We start from the raw sequence: 13,646 nt of genomic DNA, 5'->3' as shown, positions 1-13,646 counted from the left end.
ATAATTCTAATTCAAAAACATGAATTACCTAAAAAAACACTTTTTTGTAATTATCATAGCTCTAACTTTTAGTTGTAAAAAACCTGCAACTATTGAAAAATGGGATAAAGCAACCATTGACAATAAAATTAGTAGAAACAAAATCTACAAGGAATTAGACAAACAAAATGATATTCCAAATCACTTTAGCAAAAACACTACAGTTACAAAAAAATCAAGCGGAGTATCTTACTATTATGGTGAAAGAATAAATCTCAACGATAAATATTCAAAATATTATAATTGTGAGGCTAACTTCCTTCTTTCGGACACTTTAAAAATAGATATTGGCTATGTTGGAGGTTATTCCGGCAGTGGTTTTATAATAAAACTCAAAAATGACAAATTCTATACTGAGGCTTATTCATACGACGATGTTGTTTATGAAGATGAAACCAAATCTACTTACAATCTCATTTATCAAAAATTAATACTAGACAAACAAAACTATAAAGTTGGAGATAGTTTATATGGAAACATTGAATTTAAATCAATTGAAACAGATCATAAAAACAACCGAATTCAACATTTTGGGAAAGGTTATTTTAGAACAAAAATTAAAGGACTTTAAATTAATCCAAAAACAAAACCATGCCTATCCTCTAGCCCTGATGGAAGTGGAAATCCTTTTGCTTTTTTCTTTAAAAAGCAAAAGATTGAAGCGGACAGCAGGAACCCATGTCGGCTGAAAATGCCAAATTTTTCGCTTCAGACAAATATTCTTTTTAATTATGAATAAGTTTAGGTAAATTTGCCCTTTATTTTTAGAATAGTGCAAAAAGAAATCATAGTTCTCCTTGGCGGTCCTGGTACAGGAAAATCTACGCTGATAAACGAATTAGTAGCTCGTGGCTACTGCTGTTACCCTGAAATTTCTAGAGAAGTTACTCTCGAAGCCCAAAAAAGAGGCATCGAGCAATTGTTTTTGGAACAGCCTTTATTGTTCAGCGAAATGTTGTTGGAAGGTCGTATTCAGCAGTTTAAAAATGCTAATCAAGAACCTGATAATGTAGTTTTTATTGACCGAGGAATTCCTGATGTTGTGGCTTATATGGATTATATTGGCGATGAATATCCAGAGCATTTCACGAAAGCTTGTGAGGATTACAAATATTCTAAAACTTTTATTTTACCGCCTTGGGAAGAAATTTATCAGAGCGACACAGAGCGTTATGAAAATTTTGAACAGGCAGTGGAAATTCAAAATCATCTTATTGAAACCTATAAAAAGTACGGTTACAATTTGATCGAAGTTCCAAAAGATACGGTTGAAAACAGAATTCTTTATATCTTAGATAAAATTTAGTGGCGGGTTTAAAGTTGCAAAACTAGAAACTGATTTCTAAATTTTTAACTTTAACACTTTGGCCATGCAGGAAGCACAAGAAATTCTTTTAAAATACTGGAAACATCAAAGTTTCCGACCTTTGCAAAAAGAAATTATTGATTCGGTTTTAGAGGGTCAGGATACTTTTGCGCTTTTGCCAACTGGTGGCGGAAAATCAATTTGTTTTCAGGTTCCGGCGATGATGCGTGAGGGAATTTGCTTGGTAATTTCGCCTTTGATTGCTTTGATGAAAGATCAAGTAGCGAATTTGCAAAAAAGAGACATTAAAGCCATTGCACTTACAGGAGGAATTCATACCGAAGAAATCATTGATCTTTTAGATAATTGCCAATTCGGGAATTATAAATTCTTATATCTTTCGCCAGAGCGTTTACAATCGGATTGGATTTTAGAACGCATCAAAAATCTTCCTATCAATTTAATTGCCATCGATGAAGCGCATTGTGTTTCGCAATGGGGACACGATTTTAGGCCAGCTTATTTAAAAATCTCCGAACTAAAAAAATTCTTTCCAAAAATTCCGTTTTTGGCTTTGACTGCAACTGCGACTCCAAGAGTTGTAGAAGATATCAAAACCGAATTGGGATTAAAAGATACCCAACTTTTTCAGCAGTCTTTTGAGCGAAAAAATATCGCGTACATGGTATTTGAAGTCGAAGACAAATTGTATCGCGTAGAGCAGATTCTAAAGAAAAATCCACAACCTTCCATTATATATGTACGCAATAGAAAATCGTGTTTGAACATTTCAACACAATTGCAATCTTTAGGTTTTCGAGCCACATATTATCACGGCGGCCTTTCGGCTCAGGAAAAAGACAAAAACATGCAATTGTGGATGTCCGAACAAGCACAAGTTATTGTGGCTACAAATGCATTTGGAATGGGAATCGATAAAGACAATGTAAAAACCGTTATTCATACGCAATTGCCAGAAAATCTGGAAAACTATTATCAAGAATCTGGAAGAGCGGGACGAAACGGCGAAAAAGCATTTTCGGTATTGCTTTATAATAATTCAGATGCGACACAAACCGAGCAACAATTCATAAACATTTTGCCAGACAAAAAGTTTCTGAAAACCATGTACATCAAATTGTGCAATTATTTTCAGATTGCTTATGGCGAAGGCTTGGATGATTCGTATTCTTTTAAAATGAATCATTTTTGCAATAAATACGACTTCCCTACTTTAAAAACGTACAATGCTCTACAGTTTTTGAATCAGCAGGGAATTATTACGATGTCTCAAGAATTTTCAGAAAAAGTAACAATGCAGTTTTTGATCGAATCAAAAGAAGTTATTCGATACATGAGTCTGAATCCGAATGACGAAGAAATCATTTTGGCGATTTTAAGAACCTATCCGGGAATTCATGAAATGAAAACACCACTGAATCTTTCGCTAATTGCAAAAAAATCAAATCACACCGAAGAACAGGTTACCGCACTTTTAGAGAAACTAAAAGAAAAGGAAATCATCGAATATAAATCAAAAAACAACGATGCAACAATCCTATTTAATGAAGTTAGAGAAGATGATTTAACGATAAACCGAGTTTCAAAATATCTTGAAAAGCAAAACAAACTGAAACGCGATCAGCTTTCATCTGTACTCTATTATATTAAGGAAGACAAAACTTGCAAGAACAGATTGGTTTTGGATTATTTTGGAGAAGAAACAAATGAGAATTGCGGCGTTTGTTCTTATTGCATTACTCAAAAAGGAAAAATCACAGAGGCCGATTCGATTGCTGATAAAATTCTTCACTTATTAAAAGCAACTGCCTTAACTTCGCGCGAAATTCAAAATCAAATCAAGCTAGATGCTAATGATGTTATAGAAGTCATTCAAGAACTTCTAGAAAACAACCATATCATCGTATTAGCAAACAACAAATACACTTTAAAAACATAATGGAAAAATTACGAATTATATTTATGGGAACTCCAGAGTTTGCCGTCGGCATTTTGGACACCATTATCAAAAACAATTACGAAGTTGTTGGCGTTATTACTGCGGCAGACAAACCAGCAGGACGTGGACAAAAAATTAAATATTCGGCTGTAAAAGAGTATGCGCTTGAAAACAATCTTACTTTATTACAGCCAACCAATTTAAAAGATGAAAGTTTTTTATCCGAATTAAAAGCTTTAAATGCAAATCTTCAAATTGTAGTTGCCTTTAGAATGTTGCCAAAAGTAGTTTGGGAAATGCCAAGTTTAGGAACTTTTAATCTGCATGCTTCTTTATTGCCAAATTACCGTGGTGCGGCACCAATTAACTGGGCCATTATTAATGGCGAAACCAAAACGGGCGTTACGACATTCTTTATTGATGACAAAATCGATACGGGCGCGATGATCTTAAATTCGGAAATTGCAATTGAACCGACCGAAAATGCCGGACAACTTCACGACAGATTAATGAATCTTGGCAGCACAACTGTAATCGACACTTTAAAAGTTATTGAATCGGGAAAAGTAACCACTACAATTCAAGAAGATAACGACGAGATCAAAACCGCCTATAAACTAAACAAAGAAAATTGCAAAATCGATTGGACAAAATCAGGTCAAGAAATCAATGATTTGATTCGCGGTTTAAGTCCATATCCTTCAGCTTGGTGTTTTCTGAAAGACAAAAATGAAGAATTAAACATTAAAATATACGAAGCGAAACTTATAGCAGAAGCGCATTCGTACGAATCTGGAAAACTGGTTAGCAGCAAAAAAGAAATCAAAATTGCAGTTAAAGATGGCTTTATTCAACTTTTAAGCTTGCAATTTCCAGGAAAAAAGAGAATGCAAGCAGTAGAAATCTTAAACGGCATCACTTTTTCTGATGATGCAAAGATGTATTAAACTCAGTAAAACAGGGGTTTCTACCTGATTTTGATCGATGAACAACCTGCTTTATGAACAAAAAAAGCAAGTTATTAACAATTATTGCTAAAATTAAAGAAAACACTTGCACGCAACGGATTTCCTACTAAATTTGTGTATTAACAATTTTTTTTAACCAACAATTAATAACTAATTATTATGAACAAATCAGAATTAATCGATGCTATCGCTGCTGATGCAGGAATCACAAAAGCTGCGGCAAAATTAGCTTTAGAGTCATTTTTAGGAAATGTAGGTGCTACTTTGAAAAAAGGTGGAAGAATTTCTTTAGTAGGTTTTGGATCTTGGTCAGTATCATCTAGAGCTGCAAGAGATGGTAGAAATCCTCAAACAGGAAAAACTATCAAAATTGCTGCTAAAAATGTAGTAAAATTCAAAGCTGGTGCTGAATTAGAAGGTGCAGTGAACTAAGTAAGAAAGTTCTCTAAACTTATAATATAATCAAAACCCTCCTCATGGAGGGTTTTTTTGTGCGGTTTAACGATTTTATTTGGGATTTTAATTTTTTTATGATTAAATTTAATAAAAATTGTAGCCGTATGATTTCAGAAAAATTAAAAAAAGGACACCTGCTTATTGCCGAGCCTTCAATAATTGGAGATTTATCTTTTAACAGATCGGTAATTTTATTAGCAGACCATAACAAAGAAGGATCAATAGGATTCATCATTAATAAACCCTTGAAATACACTATTAATGACCTGATACCTGAGATTGATGCCAACTTTAAAATATACAATGGAGGCCCTGTAGAGCAGGACAATCTATATTTCATTCACAATATTCCTGAACTGATCCCGAATAGTGTCGAGATTTCTAATGGAATTTATTGGGGTGGTGATTTTGAATCCACGAAAGACTTAATAAACGACGGATCTATTAGCAAAAATAACATTCGCTTTTTCTTAGGTTATACTGGCTGGGATGAAAATCAGCTTGAAAATGAAATGCAGGGAAACTCCTGGATCATCGCCGATAATAATTACAAGAACAAAATTATCGGGAAATCCACCACTCATTTTTGGAAAGAACAAATAATTGAGCTGGGAGGTGATTATCTTATTTGGTCAAATGCACCTGAAAATCCGTATCTGAATTAATTTTCAGATATGGATTCATTTAGCTTCTGTACTAATAAATGAGCCAGACTGCTTGTAAACTCTTTTTTTCGATACTTAGTAATCGGCTGTATGCCCGTGATTACATTTGTCAAGAATAATTCATCCGCTTTTTGAAGATCAAACGGTGAAATTATTTCTTCAGACACTTCTATGCCTTCAACTTTTTTGGCCAAAGCTAAAATCTGTTTGCGCATAATACCATTCAAACAACCTTCAGAAACAGGAGGCGTCACTAATTTCTTGCCTGTAAGCATAAATAAGTTGCCTTGTAAGCCTTCAATCACATTTTTAGCATCATTTATCAGCAAACAGTTTGCAAGGCCATTTTCGTGCGCAAAAATGCTTCCCGTAACATTTACCATCTTATTAGTCGTTTTAATCGACGATAATAATTGTTTGGCCACAAAGAAATCTTTATACAAATCAACCTCGTATGCACTTGTATTTAAAACGTAAGAGCTGTTTTCAAGTGATGTCGCGTTAATTAAGTACGAAACATTATTAGTTTGAGGCAAATACAATCCGCCATCGTTTCTAAAAACAGTAATTCGTGCTCTTGCTGAAGCGGAAATATTTTTTTGTTGCACTAATTTCAAAACTTGCTCTTCAAAATATTCCATCGTAAAATCCATAGGAATCTCCATCCTAACCACACGCATTGAAGCCATTAATCGAAAATAATGATCTTCCAGAAATAAAATTTTATTGTTTAAAATCTTTACTGTTTCAAAAACGCCGTCTCCATATAAAAAAGCACGATTTTGAGTTAGTATATTTTCTTCCTGCGCTATGTTTCCGTTAAAATTGATCATAAAAAAACCCTGAATTTTGTTCAGGGCAAATATAAGGGATAAAATAGTTTTATACTAAACAGATCCTATAAGATGTTTTAGGTCTGAGATTTGATTCTCCCACAGTTGTTTAGCTTCGCCTACTTCTTCTTTATCAGCAAAATCAACTACCATTAACGACACATCTTTAGTCAATTCATCAACCAAAATATGCAGTTCAAAAAAGTATTCAGTATCCTTACTGCTTTCATCAACCCATTTAAATTTCACTTTTTCTCCAGTTTTTTTAGATGCTAAACGCGCCTTTTCCTGTGAGTCATTCCAAATAAAAGTAAAAAATTCACCTCTTGAATTTACATTGTCTGCAAACCACTCTGACAAACCTGATGGCGTTGATATATATTGATACAATAATTGCGGCGAAGAATTGATCGGGAACTCGATTTCGTAACGTATTTTTGAATCCATGTGCTGCGTTTAATTTTTTCGAAATATAAGAATATATGTCCAAAAACAATGCGTTTTTAAAAATATTTTTTTTTCTTCATTTTATACTTGTATGCTTTAATATTATTTCTATCTTTGCACCCGCAATCAGGAATTACTCCTACTAGCAGTCCAGGCGAGGTAGCTCAGTTGGTTAGAGCGCAGGATTCATAACCCTGAGGTCACGGGTTCAACTCCCGTCCTCGCTACAAAAGGCAAAACACCACTTTTTAAAAGTGGTGTTTTTTTTTGCACTAAATCATCATTCTCATTTTCTGTTGTTTACATACTTTATTCTAAAAAATCAATGAGAATTATATCGAATTCATAAGTCTCACAGCAAACACATTTCAATTCCTTCTTTGTTATAAAAAGCAAAGCCTTTTTACCAAAATACATGATCAATACCATACACATCTCACTTAAAAAAGACAGATTAATATTATTTTTTATGTATTTTTAAAAAAAACATTCAATTCAGACGCAACCAAAAAACATAATTACCATCTTATTAACAATAACCATTTTGTTAAAAAAAAGAACTATGAACAAACATTATATCATTTTTTTGATAATTTCATTTTTCGCATTTACAAGTTGTGATAATAGCTCGGAAAATAATGAAATTAAGAACACTTCAATTCTAAAGAACTGGGAGATCACTAAAACACCGCTTGGTTTTGATATAAATCCTCGTGATTTGTTTTTTATAAATCCTCAAATTGGATTTGTAGTTGGTTTCAATGGCACTATTTACAAAACCAACAATTCAGGCGTAAATTGGGAAAAACAAGACTCAGGAACAGACTTACATTTATCATCGGTACATTTTATAAATTCAAACGTAGGATTTATTTCTGGACAAGCAATGACTAATTGTCTTGGCAAAGATTGCGATAAAGGAAGTGTATTCTTAAAAACTACTGATGGTGGCAAGACTTGGATAAAAAAACTTTTTGCAGATTATATTGAAATAAGATCATTACATTTTTTCAATGAAAACAAAGGTTTAGCATTGATATATACTCCTGATCTTCCTAATTCTAGAAATTATCATATTGCTAAAACTGAAAACGGTGGTGATAGTTGGGAATTTATAAATCTAGCGATCAAGCCAGTGTATGATAAATTTTACTGCATTGACAATGTTGTATTTATAGGAGGTGAAAATCAGAAAATCTATAAAAGCATAGATTATGGCAACAATTGGCAAACAATAAATACACCTGTATCAGCTTCTAATTTTATACGAAATTTATACTTCTACAATAAAACAATTGGATTTATGGATGGTGTAACAGAAATATATAAAACGACTGATGGTGGGCTAAATTGGCAAATTGTAAAGTTTCCTTTTTCATCATTTGGCACCTTACATTTCAATAGCGAGTCGGAGGGTTTTAATATCGAAACCGTTTCAGCTTATAAAGGTGGAGATTTCCCAACCTTCCAAGGAAGTCAAAGCTTCGAAACTTCTAATAGCGGAGATTCTTGGACAAAATCAGAATTAAATAATTCAATCTATTTGGGATTAACTTCTTTCCCTGAGAATGATTTGGGCTATGGAATAAACAATTCTGAATTTTATACAATAAAGAGGAAATAACTAAACGCTAAATTGTCTTTTTTAAAGCTTTTCTGCTAGATTAAAGTTTAAATTTTATGCAATTGCGCTTTTCAAATAAGATAAAAAAAAGACAGCTCACTTTGAACTGTCTTTTTTTTATTCTGATTACTCTTTGAAATAATTTGCTCCCCAAATCGTATAACGTTTTTTCATAATTTCAATTTTTGTTTGAAATTGAGTCCAATCTTTGTTTTCTTTTGGAGACCACAACACTTCGCTTAAAGCGCTCAAACGCGGAAATATCATATATTCAACTTTGGCTGGATTTGCCATATATTCTGTCCAAACGTTTCCTTGAGCACCTAAAACGTATTTTGCTTGCTGTTCATTCAATTCTTTTGGAATCGGTTCGTAGCTATAGACTTTTTCCAATGGCAAAAATCCACCGATAGTAACTTCTTTATCATTTTTAGTTTGAGAATGATCCAAATAAACATGGCTTCCCGGCGTCATGATAACTTGATGGTTTTCTTTAGCTGCCGCAATTCCGCCCTCTTCACCTCTCCAACTCATAACAACTGCGTTGGGTGCCAGTCCTCCTTCTAAAATTTCATCCCAACCAATGAGCGTTCTTCCTTTTTTATTGATGTATTTCTCCATGCGCTGAATGAAATAACTTTGCAAACCATGCTCATCTTTTAAATTTTTCTCTTTTATCAATTGCTGACAAAATTCGCTTTTTTTCCATGCATCTTTAGGTGCTTCATCGCCTCCAATGTGAATATATTTTGACGGAAATAAAGTTACTACCTCATCAATAACATCTTCTAAAAATTTAAAAGTATTTTCAGTTGGAACAAAAATATCGGCATGAACTCCCCACGTTTCCTGAACAATTTTATTTCTGCCGTTTGCCATTTCTTTTTTGCTCAAGTCAGAAATCATATTATCAGGAAGATTTGTTTTCTCGTTTGGAAAACAGCTCAATTCCGGATAAGCTGCGATAGCTGCACTTCCATGTCCCGGCATTTCGATTTCTGGAATTACTGTAATAAATCGGTCTGAAGCATATTTCACAATTTCTTTTACTTCTTCCTGCGTATAAAATCCTTGCTCTACAGTATTGTCGCTTCCTGTACCTGGATATCTTCCAATGATGCTTCCGTTTCTTTTTGAACCGATTTCTGTAAGTTTTGGGTATTTTTTGATTTCGATTCTCCAACCTTGATCTTCAGTCAAATGCCAATGAAAATAATTCAGTTTATGCAAAGCCAAATAATCAATGTATTTTTTCACAAATGAAACCGGAAAGAAATGACGCCCAACATCCAACATCGCGCCTCTGTAAACAAAACGAGGCTCATCGTTAACGTCAACAGCAGCAATAACAAGATTATCGCTTTTTTCAGTAGGCAACAACTGGATAAGCGTCTGCATTCCATAAAAAGTACCGATAGCCGAGTTTCCAGTTATTACAACACCGTTTTTATCCGATTTTAAAGCATATCCTTCGCCTTTAAGTCCATTGATATTTTTTTTACTAATTAACTTAATTGAATTTTTACTAGCATTTTTTGATATCGGCAAAGCAAAACCATAATAATCGGTCAAATATTTATTAAGGAAAGCTGCTGTCGCTTTATCTTCTGGATTTGCAACAACCAAATTCGTTTTTGAATTAATCGCAAAACTTCCAACATGTTTGACCAATTTTACAGGTTGCGGAATGACATTTACTTCTTGAGCAAACGACATAGCACTGCAGAAAAGAAGCGAAAAAAGAAATGATTTTACCATGTTTAAATTTTATTAATTAGTATTAAAAGCTAAAAACGCTGAAGTGTGCACGATAACATTTTTAGCTCAAATCAATATAAATTTTGTAAACACATAGAAACTTAAAAATTATGTTTCTATGTGTCTTTTATTAATCAAACCAAAAGATTAAGCTAATCTATTTTGTATAAGCTACAGCAATTTGTTTACTGCTGCCTAAACCGTCCATTCCTAATTCAATAACATCCCCAGCTTTAATATAAATAGGATCTGGTTTAATTCCTAAACCAACACCTGGAGGCGTTCCTGTACTGATAATATCGCCAGGAAGCAATGTCATAAATTGACTTAGATAATGCACTAAAAACGGAATTTTAAATACCAAATTAGAAGTATTACTGTTTTGGAATGTTTTTCCGTTTACTGTCAACCACATTGGAATGTTGTTAACGTCTTCTATTTCATCTTGAGTTGCCAAGAATGGTCCAAGAGGCGCAAAAGTATCGCATCCTTTTCCTTTAGCCCATTGTCCACCGCGTTCTATCTGAAAAGCTCTTTCGCTGTAATCATTCAGCAGCGCATAACCTGCAACATAATCTAAAGCATCGGCTTCTTCTACATAACTTGCTTTTTTGCCAACTACAAAAGCCAATTCAATTTCCCAGTCCGTTTTTTCGCTGTTTTTCGGAATAATCAAATTGTCATTTGGTCCGCATAAAGAGGTGCTTGATTTAAAGAAAATAATTGGTTCAGTCGGAATTGGAGCATTCGTTTCAAGGCAATGATCCACATAATTCAATCCAATACAAATTATTTTTGAAGGTCGTGCAACCGGAGAACCCAAACGAACCGAAGCATCAACTTCTGGCAAGACAGGATTGCTCTCTAAAGCCTTTTTTAATTTTTCTAATCCATCTTCCTCAAAAAAAGCTTCATTATAATCTGTTACTAGTGAGGATACATCAAATCTTTTTTCATCTATCAAAACACCTGGTTTTTCTTTTCCAGCTTCACCAAATCGTATTAGTTTCATTTTATTACTTTATTATATTATACTTTTCTCATTCAATTGCATAATTTTTTGACTTCTAACATCTTAAAGCGGTTTTCATTTCACTTAATTGTTCAATTTAATAAAACCACCGTCAAGAGGATAATCACAACCGGTTACAAAACCTGATTCGTCACTGCATAAAAACAAAGCTAAAGCCGCTACTTCATTTGGTTTAGCCATACGGCCAATTGGCTGTGTTTTTGACAATTTTTCAAACATTTCAGCTTCTTTTCCTGGATAATTTTTAGCAATAAATCCATCTACAAAAGGCGTGTGAACTCTTGCAGGCGAAATTGAATTGCAACGAATATTTTCTGCCATATAATCTTTAGCGACAGATAATGTCATAGCCATTACTGCTCCTTTCGCTGTTGAATAAGCAAAACGATCCGGAATACCAACCCAAGCCGCAATCGAGGCCATGTTCAAAATTACACCTCCACCCGAAGCTCTTAAATGTGGAATAGCACCATGCAAACAATTGTAAACGCCTTTTACATTGACATTCATAATTCTGTCAAAATCTTCTTCTGATGTATTATCCACTTTTCCAACGTGAGCAATTCCAGCATTGTTTACCAAAATCTGAATATTTCCAATTTTTTCAAATGTTGCTACTATATCTTTTTGACTTGCGACATTACAAGCGTGAGAAAATACTTTTCCGCCAGCAGCTGTAATTTCTGCAACAGCGTCTTTAGCACTTTCTTCGGTTAGTTCAATAATATGAACTTCAGCTCCCTGTTTTGCAAATAAGGCAGAAATCGCTTTTCCAATTCCACTTCCGCCACCTGTAACTACTGCTTTTTTATTTTGTAATGAAAACATATTTTTATTTTTAAAGATTTGAAAATTCAGCATTAATTCTTTTCAAATCTGCATTTTAGACATTTAATTTTTCTATAAAAGAAATTCATTTTTACAAAGATACACCACGTTTCCACGGAATAAAATCATCCTGATTTAAAGAAACCGCTTTTGGTATGATTTCGCCGCTTGCCGCTTTGATACAATATTCCAAAATATCTTCTCCCATTTCTTCAATTGATTTTTCTCCACTAATAATTGGACCACAGTCAATATCAATAATATCGCTCATTTTCTTTGCCAGAACCGAATTTGTCGCCACTTTAATAACCGGACAAATTGGATTTCCTGTTGGCGTTCCTAATCCTGTCGTAAATAATATTAATGTCGCTCCAGATGCTGCTTTGCCTGTTGTTGCTTCAACATCATTTCCTGGCGTACAAACCAAACTTAAACCTGCTTTTGTTGCGGGTTCTGTGTAGTCTAAAACATCTACAACTGGTGCCGTTCCACCTTTTTTGGCCGCTCCTGCACTTTTTATGGCGTCAGTAATTAATCCGTCTTTAATGTTTCCTGGCGACGGATTCATGTGAAAACCTGAGCCAACTTTATGTGCCAATGCATCGTAAGACTGCATTAAATCAATGAATTTTGTCGCTACTTCTTCGTTTGTACAACGATCAATCAAATTTTGTTCTACACCACATAATTCAGGGAATTCAGCCAAAAGTACTTTTCCACCTAAAGCCACAAGCAAATCAGAAGTATAACCAACAGCTGGATTTGCAGAAACACCACTAAAACCATCGCTTCCACCACATTTTACTCCCAAACACAATTCACTTAAAGGCGCTGGCGTTCTTTCGAATTTGTTGATTTCGACTAATCCTTCAAATGTTTTTTTGATTGCGTCAGCAACTAATTGTTCTTCGCTTTTGGCTTGTTGTTGTTCAAAAACCAATAATGGCTTATCGAAAACCGGATTCTGCTTTTTAACGTCGTTTACAAAATCCTGAATTTGCAAATGCTGACAACCCAAGCTTAACAATGTAATTCCTGCAACGTTTGGATGATTCGCATAAGATGCCAATAAAGCGCTCAAGGTTGCTGCATCTTGACGCGTACCTCCGCAACCTCCCTGATGATTCAGGAATTTGATTCCGTCAACATTTTTAAATATTCTATTTGCATTTGCAGTCGGCGTCATTTGAACATCAATTGAATCCAAATCTTCTCCATTCTTATAAGCCTCAAGCAAATAATGTGTGTACTGCGTGTATTTATCACTTACCGAATATCCCAACTCATTGTGAAGCGCTTCGCGAATGACATCCAGATTTCGGTTTTCACAAAATACTGTTGGTATAAATAACCAGTAATTTGCTGTTCCAACGCGACCGTCACTTCTTTTATATCCCTTAAAAGTTCTGTTTTGATATTTCGAAACATCTGGTGCTTGCCACACAAAATCGACATCACGATATTGATAAGGTTCTGCCGCATGCTTAAGATTTTCGGTGGTCATCAAACTTCCTTTTGCGACATCGCTTTGCACCTTTCCTACCAAAACCCCATACATCGTGATTTCAGAACCTTGTTTTAAATCTGCTGTATAAAATTTATGTTTTGCTTTTATAGTATCCGTCAAAACATAATTCTGTCCTTCAAAAGTTACCGTTTCTCCTTTTGCTAAATCAGTTAAGGCAACCAAAACATTATCTGCTGGGTGCATTTTTATAACCAATCTTTT

At 34.2% G+C, this 13,646-nt stretch carries 13 protein-coding genes and 1 tRNA gene; 8 read left to right on the top strand and 6 right to left on the bottom strand.

The annotated features are described in order from the left end of the window. The first annotated feature begins 19 nt into the window (after positions 1-19). From EYY60_RS05415 to EYY60_RS05390, 6 genes are all read left to right on the top strand, one after another. The gene (locus tag EYY60_RS05415; RefSeq protein WP_132988372.1) at positions 20-610 is read left to right on the top strand and encodes a hypothetical protein; all 591 of its coding nucleotides are present in this window, start codon (positions 20-22) and stop codon (positions 608-610) included. Between the two features lie 201 nt (positions 611-811). Next, complete coding sequence (locus EYY60_RS05410) at positions 812-1,345, top strand: AAA family ATPase (protein WP_132988371.1); 534 nt, start codon at positions 812-814, stop codon at positions 1,343-1,345. Between the two features lie 64 nt (positions 1,346-1,409). After that, complete coding sequence (locus EYY60_RS05405) at positions 1,410-3,305, top strand: RecQ family ATP-dependent DNA helicase (protein ID WP_132988370.1); 1,896 nt, start codon at positions 1,410-1,412, stop codon at positions 3,303-3,305. After that, positions 3,305-4,252: a methionyl-tRNA formyltransferase gene (gene fmt / locus EYY60_RS05400; protein ID WP_132988369.1), complete on the top strand. Its 948-nt coding sequence runs from the start codon at positions 3,305-3,307 to the stop codon at positions 4,250-4,252. The genes EYY60_RS05405 and fmt overlap by 1 nt, the downstream gene beginning before the upstream one ends. 180 nt (positions 4,253-4,432) lie before the next feature. Further along, the gene (locus tag EYY60_RS05395) at positions 4,433-4,705 is read left to right on the top strand and encodes an HU family DNA-binding protein (RefSeq protein ID WP_132988368.1); all 273 of its coding nucleotides are present in this window, start codon (positions 4,433-4,435) and stop codon (positions 4,703-4,705) included. A 128-nt stretch (positions 4,706-4,833) separates the two neighbouring features. Beyond that, entirely contained in the window at positions 4,834-5,394 is a 561-nt protein-coding gene (locus EYY60_RS05390; protein WP_026727618.1) for a YqgE/AlgH family protein, read from the top strand. On the opposite strand, the gene EYY60_RS05385 is transcribed toward EYY60_RS05390, so the two are convergent. Together EYY60_RS05385 and EYY60_RS05380 are read right to left on the bottom strand one after the other, a co-directional pair. Then, the gene (locus tag EYY60_RS05385) at positions 5,391-6,227 is read right to left on the bottom strand and encodes an aminotransferase class IV (RefSeq protein WP_132988367.1); all 837 of its coding nucleotides are present in this window, start codon (positions 6,225-6,227) and stop codon (positions 5,391-5,393) included. The two genes, EYY60_RS05390 and EYY60_RS05385, sit on opposite strands and share 4 nt — an antisense overlap. 54 nt (positions 6,228-6,281) lie before the next feature. Continuing rightward, positions 6,282-6,674, bottom strand: coding sequence for an START-like domain-containing protein (locus tag EYY60_RS05380; protein ID WP_132988366.1), 393 nt, complete (start codon positions 6,672-6,674; stop codon positions 6,282-6,284). 153 nt (positions 6,675-6,827) lie between these two features. Between EYY60_RS05380 and EYY60_RS05375 the strand changes: the two genes are divergently transcribed. Next, positions 6,828-6,901 (top strand) — tRNA-Met (locus EYY60_RS05375). A gap of 335 nt (positions 6,902-7,236) precedes the next feature. Continuing rightward, a complete protein-coding gene (locus EYY60_RS05370) occupies positions 7,237-8,298 on the top strand; it encodes a WD40/YVTN/BNR-like repeat-containing protein (protein WP_132988365.1) in 1,062 nt (353 codons plus the stop codon). A 126-nt stretch (positions 8,299-8,424) separates the two neighbouring features. On the opposite strand, the gene EYY60_RS05365 is transcribed toward EYY60_RS05370, so the two are convergent. From EYY60_RS05365 to EYY60_RS05350, 4 genes are all read right to left on the bottom strand, one after another. Next, positions 8,425-10,056, bottom strand: a complete 1,632-nt coding sequence (locus EYY60_RS05365; RefSeq protein WP_132988364.1) for a beta-N-acetylhexosaminidase — start codon at positions 10,054-10,056, stop codon at positions 8,425-8,427. 157 nt (positions 10,057-10,213) lie between these two features. Continuing rightward, the gene (locus tag EYY60_RS05360; RefSeq protein WP_132988363.1) at positions 10,214-11,068 is read right to left on the bottom strand and encodes a fumarylacetoacetate hydrolase family protein; all 855 of its coding nucleotides are present in this window, start codon (positions 11,066-11,068) and stop codon (positions 10,214-10,216) included. 84 nt (positions 11,069-11,152) lie between these two features. Further along, positions 11,153-11,917, bottom strand: a complete 765-nt coding sequence (locus EYY60_RS05355; protein WP_132988362.1) for an SDR family NAD(P)-dependent oxidoreductase — start codon at positions 11,915-11,917, stop codon at positions 11,153-11,155. Positions 11,918-12,008: 91 nt separating this feature from the next. Continuing rightward, positions 12,009-13,628, bottom strand: a complete 1,620-nt coding sequence (locus tag EYY60_RS05350; RefSeq protein WP_235832294.1) for a UxaA family hydrolase — start codon at positions 13,626-13,628, stop codon at positions 12,009-12,011. Positions 13,629-13,646 lie beyond the last annotated feature (18 nt).

It is taken from the genome of Flavobacterium zhairuonense, assembly GCF_004352915.1.
Taxonomy (GTDB): domain Bacteria; phylum Bacteroidota; class Bacteroidia; order Flavobacteriales; family Flavobacteriaceae; genus Flavobacterium; species Flavobacterium zhairuonense.
Note: the sequence above shows the minus strand (reverse complement) of the source record. Positions and strands in the feature narration are given on the sequence as shown.

What these genes read in the sequence shown, in the direction of transcription:
- EYY60_RS05415 (WP_132988372.1), top strand. Translation starts at nt 20, where the DNA reads ATGAATTACCTAAAAAAACACTTTTTTGTAATTATCATAGCTCTAACT.
- EYY60_RS05350 (WP_235832294.1), bottom strand. Translation starts at nt 13,628, where the DNA reads ATGCACCCAGCAGATAATGTTTTGGTTGCCTTAACTGATTTAGCAAAA.
- fmt (WP_132988369.1), top strand. Translation starts at nt 3,305, where the DNA reads ATGGAAAAATTACGAATTATATTTATGGGAACTCCAGAGTTTGCCGTC.
- EYY60_RS05380 (WP_132988366.1), bottom strand. Translation starts at nt 6,674, where the DNA reads ATGGATTCAAAAATACGTTACGAAATCGAGTTCCCGATCAATTCTTCG.
- EYY60_RS05360 (WP_132988363.1), bottom strand. Translation starts at nt 11,068, where the DNA reads ATGAAACTAATACGATTTGGTGAAGCTGGAAAAGAAAAACCAGGTGTT.
- EYY60_RS05395 (WP_132988368.1), top strand. Translation starts at nt 4,433, where the DNA reads ATGAACAAATCAGAATTAATCGATGCTATCGCTGCTGATGCAGGAATC.
- EYY60_RS05385 (WP_132988367.1), bottom strand. Translation starts at nt 6,227, where the DNA reads ATGATCAATTTTAACGGAAACATAGCGCAGGAAGAAAATATACTAACT.
- EYY60_RS05390 (WP_026727618.1), top strand. Translation starts at nt 4,834, where the DNA reads ATGATTTCAGAAAAATTAAAAAAAGGACACCTGCTTATTGCCGAGCCT.
- EYY60_RS05405 (WP_132988370.1), top strand. Translation starts at nt 1,410, where the DNA reads ATGCAGGAAGCACAAGAAATTCTTTTAAAATACTGGAAACATCAAAGT.
- EYY60_RS05365 (WP_132988364.1), bottom strand. Translation starts at nt 10,056, where the DNA reads ATGGTAAAATCATTTCTTTTTTCGCTTCTTTTCTGCAGTGCTATGTCG.
- EYY60_RS05370 (WP_132988365.1), top strand. Translation starts at nt 7,237, where the DNA reads ATGAACAAACATTATATCATTTTTTTGATAATTTCATTTTTCGCATTT.
- EYY60_RS05355 (WP_132988362.1), bottom strand. Translation starts at nt 11,917, where the DNA reads ATGTTTTCATTACAAAATAAAAAAGCAGTAGTTACAGGTGGCGGAAGT.